Raw genomic sequence first — 20,923 nt, 5'->3', positions numbered from 1 at the left:
AATGAGGGTATAGAAAAAGACTGAAGCAACAAAAAAACTATGAAAGTTTAGGTGAATGAAATGGCTCAAGATCGTAAAAAAGTTTTAGTTCTAGGCGCGGGGTACGCTGGATTACAAACTATTACTAAATTACAAAAAGAAATTTCAGCAGACCAAGCGGAAATTTCTTTAATCAATAAAAATGACTATCACTATGAAGCAACTTGGTTACACGAAGCATCAGCAGGTACTAAGAGTTACGAAGACGTACTTTACCCAGTTGAAAGTGTATTAGACAAAGATAAAGTAAACTTTGTAAAAGCAGAAGTTACTAAAATCGACCGCAATGCTAAGAAAGTAGAAACTGACGCTGGCATTTTCGATTTTGATATCCTTGTAGTTTCATTAGGTTTCGAAAGCGAAACATTTGGTATCAAAGGCATGAAAGACTATGCTTTCCAAATTGAAAACGTATTAACAGCACGTAAATTATCTCGTCACATCGAAGACAAATTTGCGAACTACGCTTCTTCTAAAGAAAAAGACGACAAAGATTTAGCAATCTTAGTTGGTGGCGCAGGATTCACAGGTATCGAATTCCTAGGTGAATTAACAGATCGTATTCCTGAATTATGTAACAAATATGGCGTTGAACAAAGCAAAGTTAGAATTACTTGTGTTGAAGCAGCTCCAAAAATGTTACCTCAATTCTCAGACGAATTAGTTAACCACGCAGTAAGCTATTTAGAAAGCAAAGGCGTTGAGTTTAAGATTGCTACACCTATCGTTGCAGCAAACGAAAAAGGTTTCGTAGTTAAAGTTAACGATGTAGAACAACAATTAGAAGCTAACACAGTTGTATGGGCAGCAGGTGTTCGCGGTAGCAAATTAATGGAAGAGTCATTCGAAGGCGTTAAACGTGGCCGTATCGTTAACAAACAAGATTTATCAATCGAAGGTTACGAAGACATCTTTGTTATTGGTGACTGTTCAGCATTCATCCCAGAAGGTGAAGAACGTCCATTACCAACTACAGCTCAAATCGCTATGCAAGAAGGTGAGCATACAGCATTAAACATCAAGAATATTTTAGAAGGTCAACCAACTCAAGAATTCAATTACGTTGATCGCGGAACAGTATGTTCATTAGGTGCAAATGATGGTGTTGGTATCGTTTACGGTAGAGACATCCAAGGTAAAAAAGCAGCATTCATGAAGAAAGTTATCGATACACGTGCTATCTTCAAAATCGGTGGCATGGGCTTAGCTTTCAAAAAAGGTAAATTCTAATTTAAATCCAATTCAAATATTTAAGAAATACCGAGGGCTGAGGCATCATTGTATGTCTCAGCCTTTTTTTACTATTAATCAACGTTCTATCATATAAAGTTGAATTTTGTTTTAGAAGTGAGGTTTTGTTATGCAATTAAACATTAAAGAAAATGATCAACTCGAAAATCAAGTCATTATAGCAGGGGTACCAGAACATTTGAATCAACTTGTTTCTGTAACGGTCAATAATGAATCAGTAAATGAAATATTAGAAGAATTGAAAAAGCACAAAATCATTAGTAGTAATTTAGGTAAAATGACGTCTACGTATTATCCACTTAAAGGACAATCTATAAGAGTGATTACAGTTGGATTAGGTAATTTAAAGTCGCTTAAAGTCAGTGACTTACTTGTAGTATTTGGGAATTTATTCCAATTTTTAAAAAAAGAACGTATCCATGAAGGTACGTTGCTATTTGATACAATGTTATCTCAAGCCATAGCTACTTCTAATACAGCAGAGATGCTAGGTCGTCAAAGTGTACAATCTATTTATCAGTTTGATAGTTATAAAAACAATAAAGCAGCACCGTATCAATTGAATTTAACTATTCAAACTACACACGATGCTATAGATGATGATATCAAGCAGGGAGAGTCTATTGGCGCATCAATTAATTTAGCGAAAGATTTTAGTTACATGCCTCCTAATATTTTAACGCCATCTTATTATGCGGAATGTATGATTAATCATTTTAAAGATACACAAGTTCGTGTTGATGTTAAAGATGGAGAAACGTTACAAAATGAAGGCTTTGGTTTAATTCATGCTGTGGGAAAAGGGTCAATTCATTCTCCTAGATTAATAACATTATCGTACCAAGGCGCAAGTGAAGATGAGGCACCAATTGCCTTAGTAGGTAAAGGTGTTACTTATGATTCTGGAGGATATTCTATAAAGAGCAAAGTAGGCATGCAGAAAATGAAATATGATATGTGTGGTTCTGCAAACGTTGTAGCGATGATAGATGCTGCACAACGATTAGAACTTAAAGTGAATATCATCGGGGTTATTGCTGCTGCGGAAAATATGATCAATGATGCTGCTATGAAACCGGATGATGTGTTTACTGCTTTAAGTGGTGAAACGGTTGAAGTGTTAAATTCAGATGCAGAAGGTCGCCTTGTATTAGGTGATGCAGTATTTTACGCTAATCAATTCCAACCAAGTATGATATTAGATTTCGCTACGCTTACAGGTGCAGCAGTCGCAGCATTAGGAGAAGATAAAGCTGCAGTGTTTAAAAACAACCAACAAGCCCCACTAGACGCAATATTATCTTCAGCTCAACTTATGAATGAATACGTATTTGAATTACCTATGACTGATACGGAAGAGCAACTCATTAGAAAAAATGATGTCGCAGATCTTGTCAATCATACTAACGGCCATGGTAAAGCATTATTTGCTGCGACATTTATAAGTCATTTTGCAGGTGCTACACCACATTTACATTTTGATATTGCTGGACCAGCTACCATTAATAAAGCAACACATCTAGGGCCAAAGGGGCCAACAGGTTACTTGATTGCAACGATAGTGGATTGGTTAAGAAAACAATAACTTAACAATTTATGAGGTAACATAAGTCTGAGACAAAAAATAGCTGTCTCAGACTTTTTTCAACTAGTGGGACTATGAAAGCTTTATTAGTAAATTTGATTTCAGTCTCACTCCCATATATTGGCTTTTTATATTAACGCTTTGGTATGAAAACGTTGATAAAAGTCACATTGACATATCAATTATAAGTTGGTAGTATGTTTTTATAATACTTTAGTACGATAATGAAGTAAAGGGAGTGGGAGCGTGTTCAATTCAGTAGTAATTGCAGTAGCACTGATGATTGTACTATGTCTTTGTCGATTGAATGTTGTAATCAGTTTATTTATTAGTGCAGTTGTCGGTGGACTATTATCGGGGATGGATATTACTAAAATTGTATCAGTATTCGGTAAGAATATCGTAGATGGTGCAGAAGTTGCTTTAAGTTACGCCTTATTAGGTGGTTTCGCAGCATTGATTTCTTATAGTGGTATTACAGACTATTTAGTAAACAAGATTATTAAAGGGATAAAAGCAGAAAATAGTAAACTTTCTCGTGTGAAAGTAAAGATAATTATTGTCATAGCTTTACTTGTTTTAAGTATCATGAGTCAGAATTTAATTCCAGTACATATTGCCTTTATTCCAATTGTGATTCCACCTTTAGTTAGCTTATTTAATGAATTACAAATTGATAGAAGACAGATTGCTTTAATTATTGGATTCGGGTTATGTTGGCCGTATGTATTAATTCCATTTGGTTTCGGTCAAATATTCCACCAAATCATTCAAAATGGATTCGAAAAAGCACATCACCCAATAGAAATCGGTATGGTTTGGAAAGCAATGGTTATTCCATCCATCGGTTATATTGTAGGATTAGCGATAGGTCTTTATTATTATAGAAAGCCGAGACGCTATACAGAGCATAAAACTGAAAAAGCAGAGAACATTACTCAACTCAAACCTTATGTACTTGGCGTTACAATTGTAGCTATCATCGTTACTTTTGTTGTACAAATGTTAACAGATTCAATGATATTTGGTGCATTAGCTGGGGTGCTCGTCTTCTTTATTTCACGAGCTTATAAATGGAAAGAGCTAGATGATCAATTTATTGAAGGTATAAAGATTATGTCATTTATTGGCGTGGTTATTTTAACGGCAAATGGCTTTGCAGGAGTTATGAACGAAACAGGAGACATTAATAAACTTGTGCATGGTTTGAGTGATATCACAGGAAATAATAAATTACTTAGTATTATCTTAATGTATATCATTGGGTTAGTCGTGACACTCGGTATTGGTTCTTCATTTGCAACGATACCTATTATTTCGGCTCTATTTGTACCACTAGGCGATCAACTTGGATTAAGTACAATGGCGTTAATCGCATTAATTGGTACGGCAAGCGCATTAGGCGATTCAGGGTCGCCAGCGAGTGATTCTACATTAGGTCCAACTGCCGGCCTAGATATTGATGGCCAACATGATCATATTAGAGATACATGTATACCAAACTTTATTTTTTATAATGTTCCATTAATAATATTTGGAACGATAGCAGCAATGATATTATAATGATGTAGAAGTAATTATTTAAAATGGGGTGTCCGTAATGACTAATATGTTAGAAACATTAGGTATGAAAGTTGAAAAAGAAAATCATGGTTTAGTTATCATGTCTATGCCAGTTTCGGATGCAGTAAAACAACCGTTTGGTTATTTGCATGGGGGAGCAAACCTAGCGTTAGGAGAAACGGCTTGTTCGATTGGTGCTGCAAATTTAATTGATACTGAAAAATATATTCCACTCGGTTTAGAAATGAATGCGAACCATATTAGCTCTACAACGGACGGTACAATTTATGCTACAGCAACAATTATACATGAAGGTAAATCCACTCAAGTATGGAACATCGAAATTAAAGATGACACTGAACGTTTAATTAGTGTGATGAGAGGCACAATTGCAATTAAGAAAAGAAAATAAATTAAGTAAACGCTACAAAGGATGCATTAACCATTCTTTGTAGCGTTTTTTATTACATTGTAATTTAACCTTTTTAAACAAATAAATACCCCACATCAATAATGTATGATGTGGGGTCATCTTTATATTTTCGTATTTGGTAAATCGTCTTTAATATCGTCGTACTTCGTTCTTTTTGAAGAAGGTGTATTTAAATTATATGCTGCTTTAATGATGAGATGGCTCGAAAGGGGGCCAGTAATTAAAATAAATAGAATACCTATTAACAATTGCATATTCACGTAGCCTTCCTCACCGATAAAGAATAAGAAGACACCTGAGATGAGTAACATGGATCCTAATGTTGCTGCTTTACCTGCTGCGTGAGATCTTGAGTAAACATCTTCTAAACGCAATAGACCAATCGCTGCTAATGCACTAATGATTGATCCGAGGACCACGAGTATCAGTGCAATACTAATCACTATCTTTGCTATCATGTCGTATCACCTTACCTTCATCCATATATTTCGCAAAAACAGCTGTTCCTAAAAAGGCTAAAATACCGATTAATAAAATTGCTACTAGCATGTATTTCGTGCCAGTAAAAATACTGAACAACGCTACGATAGCCATAAGTTGAATCCCCATAGCATCTAATGCTACGACACGATCCGCTAATGAAGGACCAAGGATGACACGAACGAGCATTGCAATCAATGATAACGAAACGATGACCAAAGCAATAATGAGAATAATACTGTAATTCATACTTATTCGCCTACCTCTCTTACCACTTTTTCAAGGGAAGATTTAATACTTTCAACTTCTTCTTCTTTTGTGCTGAAATCTAAGCAATGTATATAAATTTTCGTACGATCATCGCTAACACCTAAAACTACTGTACCTGGTGTTAATGTAATTAAATTTGATAGTAATACAATTTGCCAATCGTGTTTTAAGTCTGTCGTATAAGTGAAAAATGCTGGCTTATTGTCCATCTTCGGTTTGATAATGATGCGAATCACATCAATATTAGCTTTTACGAGTTCAATTAAAAATACAAAAACGAGTTTAATAATCTTATAAACTGTAATAATGTAAAATCTTCCAGGTAATACACCACGTAGTATATAAACAAGTAAGATGCCTAATAAATACCCGAGTACAAAATTATTCAAAGTGTAGCTGCCTGTAATAAATAACCAAAAAACGGAAAGTAATATATTTACGAATACTTGGACTGCCATATTATTTTCCCTCCAATACGCTATCGATATAGACAGTTGGATTGTAGAATGTTTCCGCAGCTTCTTTGATAATCGGGTTTAACACATCTGCAGACAATCCGAAAATACTAGAAATGATTACAGATATAATAGCGACTGTGAGCAAGCCTTTATATCTAATTTGTTGATTCGCTTGATAGCCTTTAGGTTCTCCGAAGAATCCTTTTAAGAAAATACGGATGACTGAATATAAAACCGCTAAACTAGATAAGAGAACGATTATGCCACTAATATAAAATCCTTTTTCAAATGTAGCTTGTACAATGTAGTATTTTCCATAAAAACCACTAAATGGTGGGATACCTGCTAAATTTAAAGCAGCGAAAAAGAATGTCCACCCAAGTACAGGATACGCTTTAATCAATCCACTAAATTGGTGTAAATCATAGGATTTTGTGATTTTATAAATGATACCGACTAAGAAGAAAAGTGCTGCCTTTATGAGCATATCATGTAATGTGTAATAAATCGCACCCATCATACCTGATTCATTCATCATTGCGACACCAACTAGTATGACACCAACTGCAATCATAATATTATATAGAATAATCTTTTTCGTATCGTAATAACTTACCGCACCTACGCACCCGAAGATGATTGTAAGTAACGCTAGGAATAGTATCGTATAGAATGAAAAATTAGATGTATCAGTAAAGAAAAGACTTGATGTCCTTGCGATGGCATACACACCGACTTTTGTTAATAAAGCTCCGAAAAATGCAATGATTGCAATAGGGGGAGCATAGTAAGCACCTGGTAACCAAATGTAAAGTGGGAATACCCCAGCTTTAGTTGCGAACACAAATATAAACATGATAAAGACGATACTTACGATTCCTGTATCTTTCGTTGATAGATGACTGAGTTTCTCACTTATATCTGCTAAGTTTAACGTTCCTACGACAGAGTATAAAATTGCTACAGCCATTACAAAGAATGCAGATGAAGTAACGTTTATAAGTACATATTTGATGGTTTCACTTAACTGAATCTTTGTGCCACCGATGACGAGTAATATATAAGACGCCATTAAGAATACTTCAAAGAATACGAATAAGTTAAATATATCGCCAGTTATAAAGGCACCAATTACACCAATTAACATGAAGAGTATTGCGAAGTAGTAATAATACGTTTCGCGTTCTATTCCTACAGATTGATAGGAATAAAGCATAATTAATAGCGTGATAATTAAAGTCGTTATAACTAGTAAAATACTAAATATATCTATGACAAACACAATACTATAAGGTGCTGCCCAAGAACCGAGCTCTAATTTGATTGGTCCTTCCTTTAAAACATTATTTAAGTTAATAAATGCAAAGACTAAAGTAATTGCTGTACCAATTAATGATACATAACGTTTCAACACTGGTCGCTTACCAATAAAAATTAATAAGATGATTGTAAACATCGGTATGGCAAGAAGTGAAATAATGAGATTACTCTCGATCATTATTCAACACTCCCTTCATACTTTCTACATTATCTGTACCTAATTCTTTATAACTTCTGAAAGCTAATACTAAGAAGAAAGCAGTTACAGAAAATGAGATAACGATTGCTGTTAATATTAATGCTTGAGGGATAGGATCGACATAAGATTTAATTCCTTTTTCAAAGATAGGAACTTTACCTTGTTTCAATCCTCCCATGGTGATTAAGAATAAATTAGCAGTATGTGTTTGTATCGTAGTCCCAATAATGATGCGTATCAAACTTTTAGAAAGAATGAGGTAAACGCTCATTGATGTGAGAATACCACAAACAAAAATCATAACTATTTCCATTACTCATTCTCTCCAATCGCTAAAATTATTGTCATTATTGTACCTATGACTGCACACATAACACCTAAATCGAAGAACATTGCAGTATGCAAATGCACTGGTTTTAGTATAAATAATGGGATTTCGAATGGCGTATGGGTAAAGAAATTCTTATGATAAAACCAACTTGCCATTGGCGTTAATAAACAGAATAGTAACCCAATACCTATTAAAATTTTAAAATCCCATGGGTAAATTTTGCGCATCGTTTTGACATCAAAAGCGACTGCGATAATGACAAGTGCACTTGATAACAACAAACCACCGACGAAACCGCCGCCTGGTGTATAATGGCCAGCTAAAAATAAAGATATACCGAACATTACGATAAGAAAGAAGATAACAACTGCTGAATATTGAAAGATTAAATTATTTTTCTGTCTCTTCAACGTGATTACCTCCTTGATCGTTAGCTTTGTTCTTTGTACGAAGTTTGATCATCGTGTAGACGCCTAAGCCTGCGATACCTAACACAGAGGACTCGAATAATGTATCAGTACCCCTGAAGTCAACAAGAATAACGTTGACCATGTTTTTACCGTGTGCTAAATCATAAACGTGCGTTTTATAAAATTCACCAATTGACCCGAAGTGTCGATTACCGTATGCGATTAAACCGATCACTGTTACTACTATGCCAACACCAACCGAAATGATTACATTCAACCATTTAAATGATTGTGTCTCTTGATGTCTGTTTAAATTCGGTAGGTGATAGAAACAAAGTAAAAAGAGTGCTGTCGAAATCGTTTCAACGACAAATTGAGTCAATGCTAAATCAGGTGCACCGAAGAAGATAAAGAATATCGCAACTGCATAACCTACAGCACTTGCCATAATAATGCTGAATAGTCTTGAATGTGCAAAGATAATCATAGCTGTCGCAGTAATAATCAACACTACAATAATTAATTCAAATGGTCGTACAGCACTGACATCTTTAAAGTTAATATGGAAAGGGGTCACACTTAATGTAACGATTGTGAGTATAATTAAAGCTGCAAAAATAATTAATAAATTATTGCGTGTAAACCCAGTTACATAACTATTAGTTAGCTTTTTAGAAAATTGAGGTGTCCACTCACCTAATTTATCGTACCAATAGTTTATTGTGAGTTGTGTAGGTTGCGCTTTTAACACACGCACCCAATATGCAAAACTTAAAATTAATAATATACCTACTACATAAATACCTAAAGTAGTGAAGAAAGCTGGCGTAAATCCATGGAACATATGAAATTCGGCATGTGCATTGTCTTTCATACTTATGGCATTAACAGCTGGTTCAATGATTGAACTAGATAAAATTGACGGTGCAAAACCAAATACAATAACGAGTACTGCTAATATAATTGGTGAAACTAACATGAGTTTTGAGGCTTCATGTGCTTTGTTCGGCAAGGCATCTGGTTTGTGACTGCCTAAGAATACTTGGCCGATAAAACGAACTGAATAAACAAATGTAAATATACTACCAACGATAGCAACGATTGGTATGAGTAAACCAAGTGTATTGAGACTGAATAAATTTGCATGCGTAACTTCAATCATACTTTCTAAGAACTTTTCCTTAGATAAGAAACCATTAAATGGCGGTACCCCAGCCATACTTAACGTTGTAATGATTGTTAATGTGAAAGAAATTGGCATGATGGTTAATAATCCGCCTAATTTCTTAACGTCACGTGTACCTGTTGCATGATCGATAGCACCAGTAATCATAAATAATGAACCTTTGAATGTTGCATGGTTAATTAGATGGAAAATAGCTGCAGTAAAGGCTGCGACGTATAATTTACTTTCTGCACCCTCAAAATGATAACTCACAGCACCGATACCTAACATCGACATAATCATTCCGAGTTGTGAGACTGTTGAGAATGCTAATATCCCCTTTAAATCTTCTTGCTTAGTGGCGTTTAATGAACCCCAAAATAGAGTGATAAGCCCAACAGCTGTCACAGTCCATATCCAACCTTGAGAAATTGCAAAAATCGGGGTCATTCGTGCAACGAGATAAAGACCGGCCTTAACCATAGTTGCTGAATGTAAATAAGCACTTACCGGAGTAGGGGCTTCCATCGCATCTGGTAACCATATGTAAAATGGAAACTGAGCAGATTTAGTCATTGCACCTATAAGTACAAATACCATCGCTAATATAAATAACGGACTAATTTGTATTTCTGAGGCATGTGCAATTAAAGTACGTATACTTGTACTTCCACCTAACATTGTAAGTAAAATCAATCCACCAAGTAATGACAAGCCACCAAATACAGTGACGAGCATTGACTTTTGTGCTCCGTAGATTGATTTCTGTTTATCACGCCAAAATGAAATTAATAAGAAACTTGAAAATGATGTTAACTCCCAAAATAAATATAAAATAATAATATTATCGGATAGAACAACACCTAACATTGCACCCATGAATAGTAAGAGATAACAGTAAAAGTTCCCTAACTGTTCTTGTCGACTTAAATAGCTAATTGAATATAAAACAACTAAACTTCCGATACCAGTAATAAGTAGTGCGAATAGTAAACCTAAACCATCTACATATAAATCAAAATTCATCCCAAAATGAGGCATCCACTTAGCCTGTTTTAAGATGGTATCTCCTGACATCGTCGTCGAAATTTGAGTTAAGAAATATATAAATAAGACGACGGGGATTGGTAACACAAACCATCCTATATGTATTCGTTTATGAAATCGATATACAAATGGAATAATGAGTGCAAATATTAACGGCAAGAGAACCGCTAAATGTAACAAACTCATTATTTATCCTCCTTTAAAAAAACTGAGTATAACGTCATTATACATGAATTATACGGATCTGAAAAACAACGATCTTCCCCATATTGACAATATTTAAGAGGTTGTTAAATAGGAAGAAACGCGTTAAAAAAATCAATTTTTATACAAATTCTTGTTTATACTGAATACCATAATCTCGTTTCAATTGTTGCAAATTGTTTAATGATTTTTGAGCGTGCAATGTATCTTTAGATTTTAATTTTTCTTCAAGTTCTGTAATCGCATTTTGAAGTGATTGGGTATAAGGTAATTGCTCTACATTAAATGGTTTAAGTTGCGCCATTGTCGTGTAACGCTTTTCATATTGACTCAAAGCTTTACGTTCATGGAAAAATACATTTTCTGTTTCCTTTGGATTATGTAAATCACCTTGCTTCGGATGTTTAATCACTTGTTCGATTTGGACTAACACTTGATCATCATTTTGCTCCTTAATCGTTACACCGTAAACGCCTGTTTTATGTGCAAATTTATATAACTCCATTCATTTCATCCTTTCTATTCTTTTATGTTAAAATACATTTATCATATTAACATGAAATGGAGAATGAACATGACGAACTATCCTCAATTAAATAAACAAGTACAAGATAATGAAATTAAATTAGTAATGCACACAAATAAAGGAGATATGACATTCAAACTATTTCCAGAAATCGCACCAAAAACAGTAGAAAACTTTGTTACGCATGCAAAGAATGGTTACTATGATGGCATTACATTTCACAGAGTAATCCAAGACTTTATGGTTCAAGGAGGCGACCCTACAGCAACAGGTATGGGTGGTGAAAGTATTTATGGAGGACCATTTGAAGATGAGTTCTCATTAGAAGCTTTCAATTTATATGGTGCTTTATCAATGGCCAATGCAGGCCCTAATACAAATGGATCACAATTCTTTATCGTTCAAGCGAAAGAAGTACCTGAATCAATGTTAAGCCAATTGAAAGATGGAGGTTGGCCTGAACAAATTGCTGATGCTTATGGTGAACGAGGCGGCGCGCCATGGTTAGACCAGAAACATACTGTTTTCGGTCAAATTATTGAAGGTGAATCTACATTAGAAGATATCGCAGCGACTAAAGTAGGTGCACAAGATAAACCCGATTTCGATATTACTATCGATAAAATTGAAGTTGAAGAATAAGTCTAGAATTAAGTGATCAATACTTATTGTAAAGAGTTGAATATATGATTTTGTCCTAAGTGTTAGCATGATAAGTTTAATTACTTGGGGCAAAGTGGAAATTATAACAGGATTAACATTCTTGAATTTAATCTACACTGTAAATATGAGGTGTAATTAAACGAAGGAGTTGATTCTGTTTTTTTATAGTGTTGGAACTTAAAGGCGTGGTAACCCCATATTATTTATAATATTAGTGCCGAGAATTAATATGTGCTATTATAATAGTGTTAAGTATTACGAAGTAAGGGGTTATAACGTTGAATCATCACTATAATGTAGGTCAACATATCAAAGTACGTGTGACTGGTATTCAACCGTATGGCGCGTTTGTTGAAACCCCGGATAATGCTGAAGGATTAATCCATATTTCGGAAATTATGGATGATTACGTCCATAATTTGAAAAAGTTTTTATCAGAAGGCCAAATTGTTAGAGCGAAAGTAATTTCGATTGATAAAGAAGGCAAATTGAATCTTTCTTTAAAAGATAATGACTATTTTAAAAATTATGAACGTAAGAAAGAAAAACAATCAGTATTAGATGAAATAAAGGAAACCGAAAAATATGGGTTTCAAACAATAAAAGAACGCTTACCGGTTTGGATTAAACAGTCAAAAAATAAGATGAATAATGAATCTTAATTAATGAATAAGGTTAGGGCATGTGTTGTGTCTTAACCTTATTTTTTTATATCAAATAAAGGTATATTATAACTTTAAAAAATTAGAGTTTAAATGTAAGCAAAAAAGTTTCATTTGATAAAACGTATCACTAAAATAGGAATTAGTTAAATACAATATGAAAGTAAGTAATTACAATCAATTGATTTGGAGGAATGTAACGTGAATGATAAGTTTAACCCATTGTTTGAAGAATTGGAGTTGCCAAATAAGGTTAAGTTACGCAATAGATTTGTATTAGCCCCATTAACGCATGTGTCATCAAATGATGATGGTACAGCTTCAGAAGATGAGATTGCATATATGGAACAACGCTCTCAAGATGTAGGTCTCGCTATCACGGCAGCAAGTAATGTAACTGATTTAGGAAAAGCTTTCCCAGGACAACCTTCTGTAGCACATGATAGTGACATTGGAGGATTAAAACGACTTGCCCAAGTGATGAAGAAAAATGGAGCAAAAGCCATTGTTCAAATACATCATGGTGGTGTACAAGCTCTGCCTAATTTAACACCAGATGGAGACGTTGCTGGTCCAAGCCCAATTTCATTAAAAAGTTTCGGACAAAAAGAAGAACACGATGCGAGAGAAATGACATCGGAAGAAATTGAAGAAACGATTAAAGCTTTCGGCGAAGCGACACGCCGTGTTATAGAAGCTGGATTTGATGGTGTGGAAATCCACGGTGCAAATCATTATTTAATACACCAATTTGTTTCACCATATTATAATCGTCGTACAGACGAATGGGGTAAAGATAAATTTAAATTCCCATCACTCGTAGTAGATGAGGTTGTAAATACAGCACGTCACTATGGTAATGATGATTTCATCATTGGCTATAGGCTTTCACCTGAAGAAGCAGAAGAACCTGGTATTAGTATGGAGATTACAGAATCACTTATTCAATTATTAAAAGAAAAACCATTAGATTATGTTCACGCTTCACTTATGGACATTCATTCAAAAACTCGCGAAGGAAAATATAAAGATCAAAGTCGAATTAAATTATTAAGCCAATGGTTAGATGGTGAAATGCCATTACTAGGTATCGGTTCAATCTTTACTGCAGAACAAGCTCTTGATGCAATTGAAAATACAGATGCTGACTTTATTGCTTTAGGTAGAGAAATATTATTAGACTATGAATTCGTTGGAAAAATACAAGCGGGCAAAGAAGATGAAATTATTTCTAAATTTGATCCAGAGCGAAAAGACAAACATCAATTACCACCAAATTTATGGGATCAATTCAATAATGGTTTCTATCCATTGCCAAGAACAGATGAAGAAGAATAATTCATGAGTATGAGAGACGACTATATATGCTTGTAAGCATATATAGTCGTTTTTAGTATATATTTTAATCCAATGAATTGGCTCTAATAATTCTTTTATTCTAATAAAAGATTGGTATAAAGAGTTATTTAAAGATTTTGAATTTTTTATGTAATAGACTTGTATATTTATATCGTTATATGTCATTATATATGTAAGGGTTTTCATAACGCTGAATGACCTAATATAGAGGTGTATTAAAGGCCTCTAAATATTAAGCTGAAATCCTAATTCAAAGCGTTTTTAGAATTAGCATATAGTTTCAGTTAGACAGTAAAATGAGTTATGCTATTGATAAGTGTTGAAAGTGCATTTGAGACGCTAATATTTAAACTAAGGGGAGATATCATGACAAGATCAGAAGAAATCATTGAATTAACAAATCATTTTGGAGCTTCAAACTATGTACCACTTCCTATCGTTATTTCAGAAGGCGAAGGGGTATGGGTTAAAGATCCTGAAGGTAACAAGTATATGGATATGTTGTCAGCATATTCAGCTGTTAACCAAGGTCACAGACATCCAAAGATTATTCAAGCATTAAAGGATCAAGCTGACAAAGTGACACTTGTTTCTCGTGCTTTCCATAGTGATAATTTAGGCGAATGGTATGAAAAGATTTGTAAAATTTCTGGAAAAGAGAAAGCACTACCTATGAATACTGGTGCTGAAGCTGTAGAAACAGCTTTAAAAGCTGCAAGACGTTGGGCATATGAAGTTAAAAACATTGAACCGAACAAAGCAGAAATTATTGCATTCAATGGTAACTTCCATGGTCGTACTATGGCACCTGTTTCACTTTCATCAGAAGCGGAGTATCAAAGAGGTTATGGCCCATTACTTGATGGTTTCCGTAAAGTAGATTTCGGTGATATTGAAGCGGTTAAAGAAAGTATCAATGAGAATACTGCAGCTATATTAATCGAACCAATTCAAGGGGAAGCAGGTATTAACGTACCTCCTGAAGGTTACTTAAAACAAATCAGAGAGTTATGTGATGAACATAATGTACTTTTCATTGCTGATGAAATCCAAGCTGGGTTAGGTCGTTCAGGTAAATTATTCGCAACTGATTGGGATGACGTGAAACCAGATGTTTATATTCTTGGGAAAGCCTTAGGTGGCGGTGTATTACCAATTTCAGTAGTACTAGCAGATAAAGAAGTATTAGGCGTATTTACTCCAGGTTCACATGGTTCAACATTTGGTGGAAATCCATTAGCTTGTGCTGTTTCAAATGCTGCTTTAGATGTTATCATTGATGAGGATTTACCAGGTCGTTCATTAGAGCTTGGTGAATATTTCAAATCAGAATTACAAAAGATAGACCATCCGGCTATTAAAGAGGTACGTGGCCGTGGCTTATTCATTGGAATCGAACTTACTGAAAATGCAAGACCATATTGTGAAGCACTTAAGGAAAAAGGTCTATTATGTAAAGAAACGCATGAAACAGTAATTCGTTTTGCTCCACCACTTATCATTTCTAAAGAAGAATTAGACTTTGCTTTAGATAAAGTTAGAGCTGTATTTGAATAATTATCAAAAAATGTAATATAAGTTTTATTAACACTTTAAAATGCATTATCTTATGTTACAATTAGCATGAAAGCGAAAACATTAGTAACGAAAAAGAGGCGAAAAGGATCATGACTGAGAATAATAGTTTAGTTACTTCTACGCAACACATTATTAAAGAAGCTTTGCACAAACTGGGATTTGACGATGGTATGTATGATCTTGTTAAGGAACCTTTAAGATTCCTTCAAGTAAGAATTCCTGTACGTATGGATGATGGTACAGTTAAGACGTTCACTGGTTACCGTGCACAGCATAATGATGCTGTTGGGCCAACTAAAGGTGGGGTAAGATTCCACCCAGATGTAGATGAAGAAGAGGTTAAAGCATTATCAATGTGGATGTCATTGAAATGTGGCATCGTAGACTTACCATACGGTGGCGGTAAAGGCGGTATCGTTTGTGACCCACGCCAAATGAGTATACATGAGGTAGAGCGTTTATCACGTGGATATGTTCGTGCTATCTCTCAATTCGTAGGGCCTACAAAAGATATTCCAGCGCCAGATGTTTTTACTAACTCACAAATCATGGCATGGATGATGGATGAGTATAGTTCATTAGATAAATTCAACTCACCAGGATTCATCACAGGTAAACCACTAGTATTAGGTGGTTCTCAAGGACGCGATCGTTCAACTGCGTTAGGTGTAGTTATCGCGATTGAACAAGCTGCTCAAAGAAGAAACCTAGAGCTTAAAGGTGCTCGTGTCGTTATCCAAGGTTTCGGTAATGCTGGTAGTTTCTTAGCTAAATTCTTATACGATATGGGAGCAAAAATAGTCGGTATTTCAGATGCATATGGTGCATTACATGACCCAGAAGGGTTAGATATTGATTATTTATTAGATCGTAGAGATAGTTTTGGTACAGTTACAAACTTATTTGAAGAGACAATTTCAAATAAAGAATTATTCGAAATTGATTGTGATGTATTAGTGCCAGCTGCCATTGCGAACCAAATTACAGCTGACAATGCACATGACATTAAAGCTGATGTAGTAGTTGAAGCAGCAAATGGACCAACTACTCCAGAAGGTACACGTATCTTAACTGAACGTGGCATCTTATTAGTACCAGACGTATTAGCAAGTGCTGGTGGCGTAACGGTATCTTACTTCGAATGGGTACAAAATAACCAAGGTTATTATTGGACTGAAGAAGAAGTAAATGAAAAATTACGTGAGAAATTAACTACAGCATTTAATACGATTTATGAACTTTCACAAAACCGTAAGATTGATATGCGTTTAGCTGCATACATCGTAGGTATTAAACGTACAGCAGAAGCTGCACGTTACCGTGGTTGGGCATAATATTTAATAGTGTTTGTTTAAGATAAAAAGAGTTGGAAACTTATCTAGTTTCCAACTCTTTTTTGTGATTTTGCTAATATCAGTTATACAGAATAAATCGTCATAGTCATTTCGACTATAAAATCAAAGTCTCCAAATGCTTTTGTATACATTTTGAAGAATTTAAATAAGCCCTACCAAAGATTTATAATCAACATCTTTGGTAGGGCTTTGTTTATGATATATGACGGTCTATGTCATAGATTAATAGTAAATGTATTTGAGTTTATTGTTCTTGGTTTACTTGCTCGTACATGTCAGCATAGTTTGTAAATAAACCATCAACGCCGTATTGATTTAAACGTTCCATATCAGCTTTTGTATTTACAGTGTAAGGGTGAACGAGGAACCCTGCTTTTTTAAGGTTTTGAACATTTTGAGCAGTTAAATCTGTATATTCAGGGCCAACACCAATTGCAGTTTGACGTAAAGTATTGAAGTCTTGTTGAGTCATGCTCGTTAATTCACCTTTATCTAATAATCTCACAAGAGGTACGCTTGGATTTAATCTCTTCATTTTTTCTAAGCTTGCTTGTGAGAATGATTGAATCATTACGTGACCATTTTTAAGTGATTGATTTGTTAACATGTTGTGTCTATTTAATGTATTAAGTAAATCTTGTTCCATACCTGGATATACATCTGGTGATTTTGTTTCGATATAGTAGTTTGCATTTGGGCCGTAACGTTCAAGGATTTCGTCTAAAGTAGGTATTTTTGCACCAGCGTATTTTTCGTTAGCATATTCAGGATGTGTTGCATTGAATTTGCTACCAGCGTCTAATTTTTTTAATTCATCTAATGTATATTGGTCAACTCTGCCTGTACCATTTGTAGTTCTATCCACTGTTTCGTCGTGCATAGCTACTAAATGACCATCTTTCGTTCTTTGTAAGTCAATTTCAATATATGATGCGCCTAATTCGTTATGACTTTTGTCATATGAATAGAATGTATGTTCAGGTGCATAACCACTTGCGCCTCTGTGTGCGATAGTTGTGTGTTTCTCGCCAGTTAAATTATGCGCTTCTTTATGGCTAGCATTGTTTGGATTTGATTTTAATTGTGATGCTGAAGAATAACGATTTTCATTTGGACCTTTGTTTGAATTGTCGTTAGTACTTGCTTGTGATACAGCAGAAGTACCTAGTAAAGATAATGATAATACAGTAACGCTTGAAACCATTAATTTTGTCGCTTTTTTCATAAATACGTTCACTCCTCAATTTTTACTATATTCTCACATTACAAAAAAAGAGGAGTGAATAGAATACTATTTACGCTATCTTTATTTAAAATAAATAATGTTAACTCATCCATAACAATATAAATATTGGATTAATTTTGTTCAATTTTTACTGTAATACTAAAAATGCGATACAGAAAATTTTTGAAAATATTTCTGTATCGCATTAACCATATTATTCATTTGTAGTTTTAAATTTTTGTTTGATGACTTCGATTTGTTTTTTTACGGCATCATGTCCTGTTGAACCGTAACTTGTTCTACGACTTATACAATTTTCAGGTTTTAAATACTCATAAATATCCGCTTCAATGCTCGCATGGGCATCTTTGTATTGTGTAAGTGGGACATCTAATAAATATACATTATGTTGTATAGCCCATAATACAAGTTTACCTACGATTTCATGTGCTGTTCTAAAAGGAACCCCTTTATTTACGAGATAATCAGCGAGTTCGGTTGCGTTTGAAAAATCTTGTTCAACAGCACTTTGTAGTTGATTTACGTTTACCGTCATCGATGCGATCATACCATCAAAGATACGAAGTGAGCCTTTAATGGTGTGGATTGCATCGAATAATCCTTCTTTATCTTCTTGCATATCTTTATTATATGCGAGAGGCAGTCCTTTTAATGTTGTTAGCATACTTACTAAATGACCTGTTGTTCTCCCCACTTTACCTCGAATGAGTTCAGCCATGTCAGGATTTTTCTTTTGGGGCATAATAGATGAGCCAGTTGAAAATGCATCAGATAACGTGACAAAATTGGCTTCAGCTGAAGACCAAAAAATAATTTCTTCAGCAAAACGAGAAAGGTGTACCATCGTTAAGCTAATATTGTGGAGTGTCTCTACAATGTAATCACGATCACTTACTGCATCTAAGCTATTTTCGTATAGATTTGCAAACTCTAGTGATTCTTGCGTAGTATGACGATCGATAGGATAAGTTGTTCCGCTTAATGCTGCTGCTCCAAGAGGGGATATGTCGATACGTTTTAAACTATCTTGGAAACGTGTTTTGTCTCTATCGAGCATCCAATAATACGTTAATATATGATGTGCAAATGAAATTGGTTGCGCTCTTTGTAAATGCGTATAACCTGGCATAATTGTTTCGATGTGCTTTTCAGCTATATCAACGATTGTTTGTTGGAAAGCGTTAATGAGGGAAATTATTTCATTAACTTCATCTTTTGTGTATAAATGCATATCCGTCGCGATTTGATCATTTCTACTACGACCAGTATGCAATCTACCTCCAGCATCGCCTATACGTTTAATCAACTCATGTTCTATATTTAAATGTATATCTTCTAGAGATATATCTAAAGGCAAGTTTCCATTTTCGTAATCCTTTAGTATTTCAGTTAATCCTTTGATAATTGCATCACAATCAGCTTGAGAAATAATATCTTGTTTGGCTAACATTTTCGCATGTGCAATACTTCCTTGAACATCATATTTAATCAATATTTGATCAAATCCTACTGAAGCATTAAATTCATCTACCCAATCTTCGGGTTTTTCACTAAATCTACCACCCCAAGCTTTATTGCTCATCGTTATAACCTCCATGTAACATTGCGTTCACTTGAGTAGGAAGACCAAAGATATCGATAAATCCAACCGCTGATTCTTGATTGAATGCATCTTCTTTTGTATATGTCGCTAGTTTTTCATTATATAAAGTGTGAGGAGATTTTCTACCATTAACAATTGCATTACCTTTGTATAATTTAATGCGTACTTCACCACTAACATATTTTTGCGTACTATTTATAAATGTTTTTAAGCTATCTGTGAGTGGTGAATACCAAAGGCCATTATAGACTTGCTCAGAAAATTGCTTTTCAATGACTGGTTTGAAATGCGCAACATCTTTTGTCAATGTGATGGTTTCTAAGGATTTATGTCCCTTTAAAATAACTTCTGCTGCAGGTGTTTCATAAACTTCTCTTGATTTAATACCGACAAGTCTATTTTCAACATGGTCTATTCTTCCTATACCATGTTTTCCAGCTAATTTATTTAATTCTAAAATTAAGTCGCTGAGTTTATAAGTTTGTCCGTTTAGTGAAGTAGGTAGACCTTCTTCAAAAGTTAGTAAGATTTCTTCAGCTTCATCAGGTGTGTCTTCTAACTCACGAGTTAAATCATATGCATCTGCAGGTGGTGCTGCGAAAGGATCTTCAAGTATGCCACATTCGTTACTTCTACCCCATAAATTTTGGTCAATTGAGTATGGTGAATCATGTTCAATAGGAACTGGAATATTATGTTTTAATGCATAATCGATTTCTTCTTCACGACTCCAAGCCCATTCTCTAACTGGAGCAAAAACTTTTAAGTTTGGATTTAAAGCTTTTATTGCAACTTCAAAACGAACTTGATCGTTACCTTTACCTGTACAACCGTGGGCAATACCTACTGCATCTGTTTTCTCAGCGATCTCTACTAATTTTTTTGAAATTAGAGGTCTGGATAAAGCAGAAACGAGTGGGTAAGTACCTTCATACATTAAGTTACCTTTGATTGCATAGGCTACGAAGTCTTCACTGAATTCTTCTGTAGCATCTATGATATGACATTCGACTGCACCCATATCTAATGCTTTTTGGTGTACAAGTTCTAAATCTTTTCCTTCGCCGACGTCTAAACAACAAGCTACCACGTCATAACCTTTATCTAATATCCATTTTACTGCAACACTTGTGTCTAATCCGCCTGAATATGCTAATACGATTTTCTCTTTCATAA

Annotated in this window: 20 protein-coding genes; 9 read left to right on the top strand and 11 right to left on the bottom strand. The window is 34.6% G+C overall.

The window, feature by feature from the left end; translation table 11 throughout:
• Positions 1-60 precede the first annotated feature (60 nt).
• The 4 genes from NGI30_RS07610 to NGI30_RS07595 all read left to right on the top strand — a co-directional run bounded on the left by NGI30_RS07610 (position 61) and on the right by NGI30_RS07595 (position 4,850).
• Complete coding sequence (locus NGI30_RS07610; protein ID WP_251519310.1) at positions 61-1,269, top strand: NAD(P)/FAD-dependent oxidoreductase; 1,209 nt, start codon at positions 61-63, stop codon at positions 1,267-1,269.
• Between the two features lie 130 nt (positions 1,270-1,399).
• The gene (locus NGI30_RS07605) at positions 1,400-2,875 is read left to right on the top strand and encodes a M17 family metallopeptidase (RefSeq protein ID WP_251943233.1); all 1,476 of its coding nucleotides are present in this window, start codon (positions 1,400-1,402) and stop codon (positions 2,873-2,875) included.
• 246 nt (positions 2,876-3,121) lie between these two features.
• Positions 3,122-4,438 carry a Na+/H+ antiporter family protein gene (locus NGI30_RS07600; protein ID WP_251519314.1) on the top strand — a complete coding sequence of 439 codons (1,317 nt, stop codon included), beginning with the start codon at positions 3,122-3,124 and terminating at the stop codon, positions 4,436-4,438.
• 37 nt (positions 4,439-4,475) lie between these two features.
• On the top strand, positions 4,476-4,850 hold the full coding sequence (locus NGI30_RS07595; protein WP_251519316.1) for a PaaI family thioesterase: 375 nt from the start codon (positions 4,476-4,478) through the stop codon (positions 4,848-4,850).
• A 122-nt stretch (positions 4,851-4,972) separates the two neighbouring features.
• Here NGI30_RS07595 and NGI30_RS07590 read toward each other — a convergent pair whose 3' ends face one another.
• From NGI30_RS07590 to kapB, 8 genes are all read right to left on the bottom strand, one after another.
• Positions 4,973-5,329 carry a Na+/H+ antiporter subunit G1 gene (locus tag NGI30_RS07590; protein ID WP_251519318.1) on the bottom strand — a complete coding sequence of 119 codons (357 nt, stop codon included), beginning with the start codon at positions 5,327-5,329 and terminating at the stop codon, positions 4,973-4,975.
• Positions 5,307-5,600, bottom strand: coding sequence for a Na(+)/H(+) antiporter subunit F1 (locus NGI30_RS07585; protein ID WP_251519320.1), 294 nt, complete (start codon positions 5,598-5,600; stop codon positions 5,307-5,309). Before NGI30_RS07585 ends, NGI30_RS07590 begins: the two co-directional genes overlap by 23 nt.
• A 2-nt stretch (positions 5,601-5,602) precedes the next feature.
• Positions 5,603-6,079 (bottom strand): Na+/H+ antiporter subunit E, encoded by a 477-nt coding sequence (locus NGI30_RS07580; RefSeq protein WP_251519322.1) that lies wholly within the window; start codon positions 6,077-6,079, stop codon positions 5,603-5,605.
• A gap of 1 nt (position 6,080) precedes the next feature.
• Positions 6,081-7,577: a Na+/H+ antiporter subunit D gene (locus NGI30_RS07575; RefSeq protein ID WP_251943231.1), complete on the bottom strand. Its 1,497-nt coding sequence runs from the start codon at positions 7,575-7,577 to the stop codon at positions 6,081-6,083.
• Entirely contained in the window at positions 7,564-7,911 is a 348-nt protein-coding gene (mnhC1, locus tag NGI30_RS07570) for a Na+/H+ antiporter Mnh1 subunit C (RefSeq protein WP_251519326.1), read from the bottom strand. The genes NGI30_RS07575 and mnhC1 overlap by 14 nt, the downstream gene beginning before the upstream one ends.
• A complete protein-coding gene (locus tag NGI30_RS07565; RefSeq protein WP_251519328.1) occupies positions 7,911-8,339 on the bottom strand; it encodes a Na(+)/H(+) antiporter subunit B in 429 nt (142 codons plus the stop codon). The genes mnhC1 and NGI30_RS07565 overlap by 1 nt, the downstream gene beginning before the upstream one ends.
• Positions 8,320-10,737: a Na+/H+ antiporter subunit A gene (locus NGI30_RS07560; protein WP_251943229.1), complete on the bottom strand. Its 2,418-nt coding sequence runs from the start codon at positions 10,735-10,737 to the stop codon at positions 8,320-8,322. The genes NGI30_RS07565 and NGI30_RS07560 overlap by 20 nt, the downstream gene beginning before the upstream one ends.
• Before the next feature lie 139 nt (positions 10,738-10,876).
• On the bottom strand, positions 10,877-11,260 hold the full coding sequence (kapB, locus tag NGI30_RS07555; RefSeq protein ID WP_251519332.1) for a sporulation phosphorelay system protein KapB: 384 nt from the start codon (positions 11,258-11,260) through the stop codon (positions 10,877-10,879).
• A gap of 69 nt (positions 11,261-11,329) precedes the next feature.
• Here kapB and NGI30_RS07550 point away from each other — a divergent pair, with 69 nt between their 5' ends.
• The 5 genes from NGI30_RS07550 to NGI30_RS07530 all read left to right on the top strand — a co-directional run bounded on the left by NGI30_RS07550 (position 11,330) and on the right by NGI30_RS07530 (position 16,877).
• Complete coding sequence (locus NGI30_RS07550; protein ID WP_251519334.1) at positions 11,330-11,923, top strand: peptidylprolyl isomerase; 594 nt, start codon at positions 11,330-11,332, stop codon at positions 11,921-11,923.
• 299 nt (positions 11,924-12,222) lie between these two features.
• Positions 12,223-12,606, top strand: a complete 384-nt coding sequence (gene ygs, locus NGI30_RS07545; RefSeq protein ID WP_251943227.1) for a S1 domain-containing post-transcriptional regulator Ygs — start codon at positions 12,223-12,225, stop codon at positions 12,604-12,606.
• A gap of 201 nt (positions 12,607-12,807) precedes the next feature.
• The gene (locus NGI30_RS07540) at positions 12,808-13,944 is read left to right on the top strand and encodes an NADH-dependent flavin oxidoreductase (RefSeq protein ID WP_251519350.1); all 1,137 of its coding nucleotides are present in this window, start codon (positions 12,808-12,810) and stop codon (positions 13,942-13,944) included.
• 387 nt (positions 13,945-14,331) lie between these two features.
• Complete coding sequence (locus NGI30_RS07535) at positions 14,332-15,522, top strand: ornithine--oxo-acid transaminase (RefSeq protein ID WP_251519372.1); 1,191 nt, start codon at positions 14,332-14,334, stop codon at positions 15,520-15,522.
• Positions 15,523-15,632: 110 nt separating this feature from the next.
• Complete coding sequence (locus NGI30_RS07530; RefSeq protein WP_251519373.1) at positions 15,633-16,877, top strand: Glu/Leu/Phe/Val family dehydrogenase; 1,245 nt, start codon at positions 15,633-15,635, stop codon at positions 16,875-16,877.
• A gap of 265 nt (positions 16,878-17,142) precedes the next feature.
• Here NGI30_RS07530 and NGI30_RS07525 read toward each other — a convergent pair whose 3' ends face one another.
• The 3 genes from NGI30_RS07525 to NGI30_RS07515 form a co-directional block, all read right to left on the bottom strand.
• Complete coding sequence (locus tag NGI30_RS07525) at positions 17,143-18,123, bottom strand: glycerophosphodiester phosphodiesterase (RefSeq protein WP_251519374.1); 981 nt, start codon at positions 18,121-18,123, stop codon at positions 17,143-17,145.
• Between the two features lie 214 nt (positions 18,124-18,337).
• Positions 18,338-19,726, bottom strand: coding sequence for an argininosuccinate lyase (argH, locus tag NGI30_RS07520; protein ID WP_251943224.1), 1,389 nt, complete (start codon positions 19,724-19,726; stop codon positions 18,338-18,340).
• Positions 19,716-20,921, bottom strand: a complete 1,206-nt coding sequence (locus NGI30_RS07515; protein ID WP_251519377.1) for an argininosuccinate synthase — start codon at positions 20,919-20,921, stop codon at positions 19,716-19,718. The genes argH and NGI30_RS07515 overlap by 11 nt, the downstream gene beginning before the upstream one ends.
• Positions 20,922-20,923: the final 2 nt, after the last annotated feature.

Origin of the sequence: Staphylococcus sp. Marseille-Q5304 (assembly GCF_943737015.1) — a bacterium.
GTDB lineage: Bacteria > Bacillota > Bacilli > Staphylococcales > Staphylococcaceae > Staphylococcus > Staphylococcus hsinchuensis.
This window is presented reverse-complemented; position numbering and strand designations above follow the sequence as displayed.

Bases quoted from the DNA above. Each gene is read 5' to 3' on its own strand.
- NGI30_RS07610 (WP_251519310.1), top strand. From the start codon at position 61: ATGGCTCAAGATCGTAAAAAAGTTTTAGTTCTAGGCGCGGGGTACGCT.
- NGI30_RS07605 (WP_251943233.1), top strand. From the start codon at position 1,400: ATGCAATTAAACATTAAAGAAAATGATCAACTCGAAAATCAAGTCATT.
- NGI30_RS07595 (WP_251519316.1), top strand. From the start codon at position 4,476: ATGACTAATATGTTAGAAACATTAGGTATGAAAGTTGAAAAAGAAAAT.
- NGI30_RS07590 (WP_251519318.1), bottom strand. From the start codon at position 5,329: ATGATAGCAAAGATAGTGATTAGTATTGCACTGATACTCGTGGTCCTC.
- NGI30_RS07585 (WP_251519320.1), bottom strand. From the start codon at position 5,600: ATGAATTACAGTATTATTCTCATTATTGCTTTGGTCATCGTTTCGTTA.
- NGI30_RS07580 (WP_251519322.1), bottom strand. From the start codon at position 6,079: ATGGCAGTCCAAGTATTCGTAAATATATTACTTTCCGTTTTTTGGTTA.
- NGI30_RS07575 (WP_251943231.1), bottom strand. From the start codon at position 7,577: ATGATCGAGAGTAATCTCATTATTTCACTTCTTGCCATACCGATGTTT.
- mnhC1 (WP_251519326.1), bottom strand. From the start codon at position 7,911: ATGGAAATAGTTATGATTTTTGTTTGTGGTATTCTCACATCAATGAGC.
- NGI30_RS07560 (WP_251943229.1), bottom strand. From the start codon at position 10,737: ATGAGTTTGTTACATTTAGCGGTTCTCTTGCCGTTAATATTTGCACTC.
- kapB (WP_251519332.1), bottom strand. From the start codon at position 11,260: ATGGAGTTATATAAATTTGCACATAAAACAGGCGTTTACGGTGTAACG.
- NGI30_RS07550 (WP_251519334.1), top strand. From the start codon at position 11,330: ATGACGAACTATCCTCAATTAAATAAACAAGTACAAGATAATGAAATT.
- NGI30_RS07535 (WP_251519372.1), top strand. From the start codon at position 14,332: ATGACAAGATCAGAAGAAATCATTGAATTAACAAATCATTTTGGAGCT.
- NGI30_RS07530 (WP_251519373.1), top strand. From the start codon at position 15,633: ATGACTGAGAATAATAGTTTAGTTACTTCTACGCAACACATTATTAAA.
- NGI30_RS07525 (WP_251519374.1), bottom strand. From the start codon at position 18,123: ATGAAAAAAGCGACAAAATTAATGGTTTCAAGCGTTACTGTATTATCA.
- argH (WP_251943224.1), bottom strand. From the start codon at position 19,726: ATGAGCAATAAAGCTTGGGGTGGTAGATTTAGTGAAAAACCCGAAGAT.
- NGI30_RS07515 (WP_251519377.1), bottom strand. From the start codon at position 20,921: ATGAAAGAGAAAATCGTATTAGCATATTCAGGCGGATTAGACACAAGT.